We start from the raw sequence: 7517 nt of genomic DNA, 5'->3' as shown, positions 1-7517 counted from the left end.
TGGGCAATAGCCTGGGTCAGTTTACCCAGCCATGACTTCTGCCCGTTGCTCGATCGATCTTCGCTCATAGCGATTACTCTGAATCCTTTGTTGTAACGATAGGGGATGTTTCGGTTTCGTCGTCCGCGTACGGATCGGGGTAGCCCAGTTCAGCAAGCAACTCGCGTTCCAGTGCTTCCATTTCTTCGGCTTCCTCGTCATCTATATGGTCGTAACCGAGCAGATGCAAGCAGCCGTGAATGACCAGATGTGCCCAGTGGGCCTTTAGTTCCTTGCCTTGTTCGGCAGCTTCGCGCTCGACCACCGCCACGCAGATCACCAGATCGCCCAGCAGCGGGATATCGAGAAACTCGTCGGGCACTTCGGCGGGGAACGACAGGACGTTGGTCGCGTAGTCCTTGTGGCGCCAGGTGTGATTGAGCTCGCGGCCTTCTTCCTCGTCGACCAGACGAATGGTCATTTCCGAGTCGGCAGTGCGCTGGCGCAGGGCCAATTCGCACCACAGGCGGAAATCGGCCTCACTCGGCGCGCTCGCTTCAGTCGCGATTTGCAGGTCTAGCTCAAGCATTTCGCGAGGTTTCCTTGGGTGCTTCGTCACGGTTTTCGAAGCGCTCGTAGGCTTCGACGATCCGCTGCACCAACGGGTGGCGCACGACGTCCTTGGGCTGGAAGTGCGTGAAACTGATGCCCGGCACGTCTTTCAACACCTCGATCACGTGATGCAGACCGGACTTGGTGCCTTTCGGCAAGTCGACCTGAGTGATGTCACCGGTAATGACTGCGGTTGAGCCGAAGCCGATACGGGTCAGGAACATCTTCATCTGTTCGACGGTGGTGTTCTGACTTTCGTCGAGGATGATGAAGCTGTTGTTCAGCGTCCGACCGCGCATGTAGGCCAGCGGCGCAACTTCGATCACTTGACGTTCGATCAGCTTGGCCACGTATTCGAAACCGAGCATCTCGTAGAGTGCGTCGTAGAGCGGGCGCAGGTACGGGTCGATTTTCTGCGACAGGTCGCCGGGCAGGAAACCGAGTTTTTCACCCGCTTCGACCGCTGGACGCACCAGCAGGATGCGACGGATCTGCTCGCGTTCCAGAGCATCGACAGCGCAGGCCACGGCCAGATAGGTCTTGCCGGTACCGGCCGGGCCGATGCCGAAGTTGATGTCGTTGCCGAGGATTTCCTTCACATAGCGCAGTTGATTCAAGCCGCGTGGGCGAATCATGCCTTTTTTGGTGCGCAGGGCGACGGAGGCTTCGGCGGGGGCGTGGTTGTCCAGCTCTACAACGGCCGATTCCTGGAGGAACAGGTGCACCATGTCTGGCGACAACTCGGTACCTTTGGTTTCCCGGTACAGGCGGCGCAGCAGGTTTTCCGCAGAAGTGGTGTGCTTGGGATCGCCGATCAGCTCGAACTGGTTTCCGCGGTTGCGGATCTCGATGGTCAGGCGCTGTTCGATCAAGCGCAGATGCTCGTCGAATTGCCCGCACAGATTGGCGAAGCGGCGAGCCTCAAAGGGCTCGAGGATAAAACGATGTGGTTCTATGGGTGCGTTCAAGGTCGTATTTAGCCGCCCTGGGGCAATTAAGATGAAATCAAGGATAACGCCAGTGGCGTGGGTGCGAAAGCTCTTAAATATCTCAGCTTCAATCACCATCCCTGTGGGAGCTGGCTTGCCAGCGATGAGGTCATCACGTCCAGCGAAGATGTCGCCAGTTACGCCGCTATCGCTGGCAAGCCAGCTCCCACAGGTTCTTCTGTGCTGCTGGTATCTGTTACTGGATCAGCGAGCCGCGCAGCGAGTGCGGTTGTGCCGCGTCGATGTGCACGTCGGCGAACTGACCGATCAACGTTGGATTGTCGCAGCGGAAGTTGACGATACGATTATTCTCGGTGCGCCCTTGCAGCTCGCCTGGGTCTTTTTTCGAGTAATCGGTGACCAGAATGCGCTGAATCGAACCGACCATTTGTCGGCTGATTTCGAAACCTTGCTGATTCAAGCGGTGTTGCAGCGCGTTCAGGCGTTCCTTTTTCAACTCTTCCGGGGTGTCATCCGCCAGATCGGCAGCCGGGGTGCCCGGGCGCTGGCTGTAAACGAACGAGTAGGAAAAGTCGAAACCAACGTCGGCAATCAGCTTCATGGTCTGTTCGAAGTCTTTCTCGGTCTCGCCGGGGAAGCCAACGATGAAGTCCGAGCTGATGCAGATCCCCGGCACCGCCGCGCGCAGTTTGCGCAGCTTCGATTTGTACTCCAGCGCCGTGTGGTTGCGCTTCATCGCGGCCAGAATACGGTCCGAACCCGACTGCACGGGCAAGTGCAGGTGCTTCACCAGTTCCGGCACATCGGCGTGGGCCTGGATCAGGCTGTCGGAAAACTCCAGCGGGTGCGAGGTGGTGTAGCGAATGCGGTCAATGCCGTCGACGGCCGCGACTACGCGGATCAGTTCGGCGAGATCGGCCAGGCGCCCGTCGTGGGTGGTACCGCGATAGCCGTTGACGTTCTGCCCCAGCAGGGTCACCTCGCGCACGCCATTTTCGGCCAGGTGGATGATCTCGGCGATCACGTCATCGAACGGCCGGCTGACTTCTTCGCCGCGGGTATAAGGCACCACGCAGAACGTGCAGTACTTGCTGCAGCCTTCCATCACCGACACATAAGCGCTCGGGCCATCGATGCGCGGCTCGGGCAAGTGGTCGAATTTTTCGATTTCCGGGAATGAGACGTCGACTTGCGGCAGCTTGGTGCTGCGCGCCGCGTCGATCATTTCCGGCAAGCGGTGCAGGGTCTGCGGGCCGAACACCACGTCAACGTAGGGTGCGCGATCACGGATCGCCGCGCCTTCCTGGCTGGCCACGCAACCGCCGACGGCAATCACCATGTCCGGGTTGGCCAGTTTCAATTCGCGCCAGCGACCGAGTTGCGAGTACACACGATCCTGGGCGCGCTCGCGGATCGAGCAGGTGTTGAGCAGAATCACGTCGGCGTCTTCCGCGCGAGCGGTGACTTCCAGGGCCTGATGTTCACCCAGCAGATCGACCATGCGCGAGCTGTCGTACTCGTTCATCTGGCAACCGTGGGTTTCGATGTAAAGCTTCTTGGCCATGGATTTTGGTCGTCACGTGATTCAAAGAACCGCGCATTATAGGGAACAAGCCCTCAGGTTCCTACCGCTGTGCGTCCGGTGGCTATGCTATAGTTCGCGCCCTCATTTTTATCCCCGATGTTATCCGCCCGCCATGACCAAACGCGAAGCTCCAATCTACAAGGTGATTTTCCTCAACCAGGGCCAGGTGTTCGAAATGTACGCCAAGCAGATCTATCAAAGTGATCTGTGGGGTTTCCTGGAAGTGGAAGAGTTCGTCTTTGGCGAGCGCACGCAAGTGGTCGTCGACCCGAGCGAAGAAAAGCTCAAGGCGCAGTTTGAAGGCGTTGTGCGCAGTTTTGTGCCGATGCATTCGATCGTGCGCATCGACGAAGTGGAACGCCTCGGCACCCCGAAAATCAGCGAAGCCCGCGGCGCGGTCGGCAATGTGATGCCGTTTCCGATGCCGATGCCTGAGAAGTAAGGCTCAAGACCGAGTCGCCTCATTCGCGAGCAAGTCGAATCGTCGCACCGTCGCTCCCACAATTGATCTTCAGTGTTCAGAAGATCCCATGTGGGAGCGGGTTTGCTCGCGAAGAGGCCAGAAAAATCCGTACAGAATTCAGGGAAGGGGCGAAAAAGGCGTACGCCCATCGGCGCTTTGCAGTTCCATCAGGTATTTACGGAAAATTTGCCCGAGCACCTGAGTGGCGGTTTCGAGATCTTCGCGGGACATTTTTTCGGAGACTTCGTCGGCTGTGTCGAGCGCCTCTTCGGCGCCGTTGACCGCGGCCATCTTCAGCACGATGTACGCCTGAATGTTGTTGGCCTGCACGCCTTCACCGTGGAAGAACATCGTGCCGAGCTTGAACTGCGCCTGAGCGTGGCCTTGCAACGAGGCCTTTTCGAAATAGCTCAGGGCTTGGTTGAGGTCGCGCGGCGCATTCTTGCCGTCGTAGTAGAACTCACCCAACTCGTATTGCGCTTGCGCATCCCCTTCATCCGCCGCTTTCTGGCAGGCAGCCAATGCCTGCGTGACGTCTTGCGGCTGAGTATTGAGGGTGCAACGACCCATCGCCGGGATCAACAACGAGTTGCCGCCTGCTTGTGCATGCGCGAGCAGGGGCTGAAGGAGCAACAGGCAGCCCAAGGCAAGGGTGCGGCCGGTGCGGTTCATGGGAATCGACTTACCTCTGAAGGGCACGCGGACCCATCGAGGGATCCAATAAGCGCGCATTATGAAATAAGCAGGGCCAACCTTACAAAGTCTTTACTCGTTTTTCTGCTGCGCGGGGAATATATCGCCCACTTTCAGGAAGATTTTTGGCACAGGCGCGGAAAAAGCGTGGGGATGTAGGTGAAAGCTGACGCTGGCAATGGCCAACGTCAGCAGTGTGGCAATTACTTCAACGCAGCGAAGGCGCGTTCGGCAGCGTCCAGCGTCAGTTTCAACTCGGCTTCGCCATGGGCGATCGACGTGAAGCCGGCTTCGAATGCGCTCGGCGCCAGATACACCCCGCCTTCCAGCATCAGGTGGAAGAAGCGACCGAACAACGCGGCATCGCTGGCCATTACGTCCTCAAACGTCACGATGGCGTCGGCGCCGCTGAAGTACAGGCCGAACATGCCTCCCGCCTGGGTGGTCACGAATGGAATGCCAGCGGCATCGGCGCGTTGTTGCAGGCCATCGAGCAGGCGTGTGGTGTAGTCGGTCAACTCGGCGTGGAAACCCGGACGGCTGATCAGGCGCAGCGTGGTCAAACCGGCCGCCATCGCCAGCGGGTTACCCGACAGCGTACCGGCCTGATACACCGGGCCCAGTGGCGCGATGCGCTCCATGATTTCACGTTTGCCACCGAAGCAGCCGACCGGCATGCCGCCGCCAATGATCTTGCCGAACGTGGTCAGGTCGGGATTGACGCCGTAGTACGCCTGAGCACCGCCGAGGGCGACGCGGAAACCGGTCATCACTTCGTCGAAAATCAGCACCACGCCATGTTTGTCGCACAGCGAGCGCAGGCCTTCGAGGAACCCCGGTGCTGGCGGCACGCAGTTCATGTTGCCGGCCACGGGCTCGACGATGATGCAGGCCACTTCCTGGCCGACTTCAGCGAGCATCTTTTCAACGGCGTCGATGTCGTTGAAGGGCAGGGTCAAGGTGTGTTTGGCGAACGCCGCCGGTACACCGGCCGAGCTCGGCACGCCTTGGGTCAGTGCACCGGAACCGGCCTTGACCAGTAGGCTGTCGGAATGGCCGTGGTAGCAGCCTTCGAACTTGATGATGCTGTCACGGCCAGTGTAACCACGGGCCAGACGGATGGCGCTCATGGTTGCTTCGGTGCCGGAACTGACCATGCGCACCATGTCCATCGACGGCACCAGCGAGCAGACCAGGTCGGCCATCTCGGTTTCCATCGCGGTTGGCGCACCGTAGGACAGGCCGTGTTGCAGTTGATTGCGCACGGCGTCCAGCACATCCGGATGGCTGTGGCCAAGGATCATCGGGCCCCACGAACCGACGTAATCGACATAGCGCTTGTCGTCTTCGTCGGTAACGTAGGCCCCTTCGGCGTGCTTGAAGAACAACGGTGTGCCGCCAACGCTCTTGAACGCACGAACTGGCGAGTTCACTCCACCGGGAATGTGTTTCTGGGCGTTGGCAAACAGGGTTTCGGAACGAGACATGATCGGGCTCTCAATCTTCAGGATTTGAACAATTCATTGAACGCGCGGGCGCGGCGGGTCACTTCGGCGGTGCTTTCAGCGCCGAACAGGCCGTGGACGACGGCCAGCAGGTCGACACCATGGGCCACCAGAGGCGCGGCGTTGTCGAGGGTGATGCCGCCGATCGCGCAGATCGGCAAATGCAGTTTGCGGCGAGCCTCATCGAGCAGATCGAGGCTGCAAGTCGGTGCGCCGGGTTTGGTGTTGGAGTTGAAGAAGCGGCCGAAGGCGACGTAGCTCGCACCTTCCTTGGCGGCTTGTTCGGCCAGTTCGATCTGCGCGTGGCAGGTCGAACCGATGATTGCTTTCGAACCGAGCAGGGCGCGGGTCGGCGACAGCGGGCCGTCGGTCTGGCCCAGGTGCACGCCAACGTTGAGGCGCGCAGCCAGTTCGGCGTCATCGTTGATGATCAACTGCGTTTTGTAGCGCTCACACAGATCGCGCAGCGCTTCGGCTTCGCGCAGACGGCGGGCCTCGTCGCTGCTTTTGTCGCGGTATTGCAGCAGGGTGACGCCGCCTTCGAGCGCCGCCTCCACGTAGGACAGAAACTTCCCGGCCAGCAATTGGCTGTCGGTAATGGCATACAGGCCACGTAGTTTCATCAGGCAGACCTCACGACGTTACGAGCAGAAATCCAGCGGCAGGCGACGCGGGACGAACTGGCCTTTGCCCAGTTGTTCGGCGTCGCGCAGGGTGCGCCAGGTGTAATCCAGTGCACTGCGCACAGCGCTGGCGAGGTTTTCGCCCTGAGCCAGGCGACCGGCCAGAGCGCTGGCGAGGGTGCAACCGGAGCCGTGATAGCTGCCCGGCAGACGCTGGCAATAAAAGGTTTCACGCAGGCCGTCGCGGCTGTACAGGCGATTGTGGATTTCAGTTTCGTCGCCGTGGCCGCCGGTGATCAGCAGGTTTTTGACGAACGGCAAGAGTTTTTCAGCGCACTCGTCGGCAGTGCCTTCGGGCAGTTCAGCGAGGATTCGGGCTTCGGGAAGGTTGGGGGTCGCAATGATCGACAGCGGCAGCAAACGCTCGCGCATCGCATAGCCGACCTCATCCTTGCCCAGACGTCCGCCGCCGCCGGCGCGCAGCACCGGGTCGCAGACCACAGGCAAGTGCGGATGCGCTGAAAGCAGTTCGACAACGGTGTCGACCATATCCAGCGAACCGAGCATGCCCAGTTTGACCGCAGCGACGTCGGAGTCGTTGAGCACGGCATTGGCCTGGGCCAACACCCACTCGCGGTCGAGGACGCGGAAGTCAGTGACATTGACGGTGTCTTGCACGGTCAGGGCGGTGACGGCCGGAGCCGCATGGCAACCCTGCGCGAGCAGGGCTTCGATATCTGCCTGCAAGCCGGCGCCACCACTGGGGTCGTGGCCGGAGAGACAGAGGACAACGGGGCGTGAGCTGTAGATATTCATGGTGCGCGAGCTTACCACCAAACCTGATTTTCCGGTTCAGTGCCGTTGTGTCCTGTCGATAGCTCGGGCATAGAACCCCGACTGTATTGTCACAACTTGACCGGCTCAACAGCTCTAGCGCGCTGCTTTGCTCTGAAACGCCCGTTCTAGAGCCTTTGTAGGAAAAATTTCGATGGTGCTCAATGGCCATCAACGGCTATGCTAGGCTGGATCCAAACCAATAACAGGTAATACCGGTTTTACGTCTACTCAAAGGGAATGGGGGGGCTTCCTGACACAACCGGACGAGCC

9 protein-coding genes are annotated in these 7517 nt (G+C 59.8%); 1 reads left to right on the top strand and 8 read right to left on the bottom strand.

Annotation, left to right across the window (positions count from 1 at the left end):
• From ACIOU6_RS06945 to miaB, 4 genes are all read right to left on the bottom strand, one after another.
• A partial coding sequence (locus tag ACIOU6_RS06945; protein WP_401135031.1) for a hypothetical protein occupies positions 1-68 on the bottom strand: 68 nt, incomplete at its 3' end.
• Positions 69-73: 5 nt separating this feature from the next.
• Positions 74-568, bottom strand: coding sequence for an rRNA maturation RNase YbeY (ybeY, locus tag ACIOU6_RS06940; protein ID WP_122599797.1), 495 nt, complete (start codon positions 566-568; stop codon positions 74-76).
• The gene (locus ACIOU6_RS06935; RefSeq protein WP_221730176.1) at positions 561-1559 is read right to left on the bottom strand and encodes a PhoH family protein; all 999 of its coding nucleotides are present in this window, start codon (positions 1557-1559) and stop codon (positions 561-563) included. The genes ybeY and ACIOU6_RS06935 overlap by 8 nt, the downstream gene beginning before the upstream one ends.
• Positions 1560-1776: 217 nt before the next feature.
• A complete protein-coding gene (gene miaB, locus ACIOU6_RS06930) occupies positions 1777-3105 on the bottom strand; it encodes a tRNA (N6-isopentenyl adenosine(37)-C2)-methylthiotransferase MiaB (RefSeq protein ID WP_201236685.1) in 1329 nt (442 codons plus the stop codon).
• A 133-nt stretch (positions 3106-3238) separates the two neighbouring features.
• Here miaB and ACIOU6_RS06925 point away from each other — a divergent pair, with 133 nt between their 5' ends.
• Positions 3239-3568, top strand: coding sequence for a DUF1820 family protein (locus ACIOU6_RS06925; RefSeq protein WP_003185742.1), 330 nt, complete (start codon positions 3239-3241; stop codon positions 3566-3568).
• A gap of 138 nt (positions 3569-3706) precedes the next feature.
• Here ACIOU6_RS06925 and ACIOU6_RS06920 read toward each other — a convergent pair whose 3' ends face one another.
• The 4 genes from ACIOU6_RS06920 to ACIOU6_RS06905 form a co-directional block, all read right to left on the bottom strand.
• Positions 3707-4261, bottom strand: coding sequence for a tetratricopeptide repeat protein (locus tag ACIOU6_RS06920; RefSeq protein ID WP_042561233.1), 555 nt, complete (start codon positions 4259-4261; stop codon positions 3707-3709).
• Between the two features lie 224 nt (positions 4262-4485).
• Entirely contained in the window at positions 4486-5769 is a 1284-nt protein-coding gene (gene hemL, locus ACIOU6_RS06915) for a glutamate-1-semialdehyde 2,1-aminomutase (RefSeq protein ID WP_221730174.1), read from the bottom strand.
• Between the two features lie 17 nt (positions 5770-5786).
• On the bottom strand, positions 5787-6410 hold the full coding sequence (thiE, locus tag ACIOU6_RS06910; protein ID WP_221730173.1) for a thiamine phosphate synthase: 624 nt from the start codon (positions 6408-6410) through the stop codon (positions 5787-5789).
• A gap of 18 nt (positions 6411-6428) precedes the next feature.
• Positions 6429-7226, bottom strand: a complete 798-nt coding sequence (locus tag ACIOU6_RS06905; RefSeq protein ID WP_221730172.1) for a hydroxymethylpyrimidine/phosphomethylpyrimidine kinase — start codon at positions 7224-7226, stop codon at positions 6429-6431.
• Positions 7227-7517: the final 291 nt, after the last annotated feature.

The organism is Pseudomonas sp. NPDC087615, from assembly GCF_044743445.1.
Lineage (GTDB): Bacteria > Pseudomonadota > Gammaproteobacteria > Pseudomonadales > Pseudomonadaceae > Aquipseudomonas > Aquipseudomonas baetica_A.
This window is presented reverse-complemented; position numbering and strand designations above follow the sequence as displayed.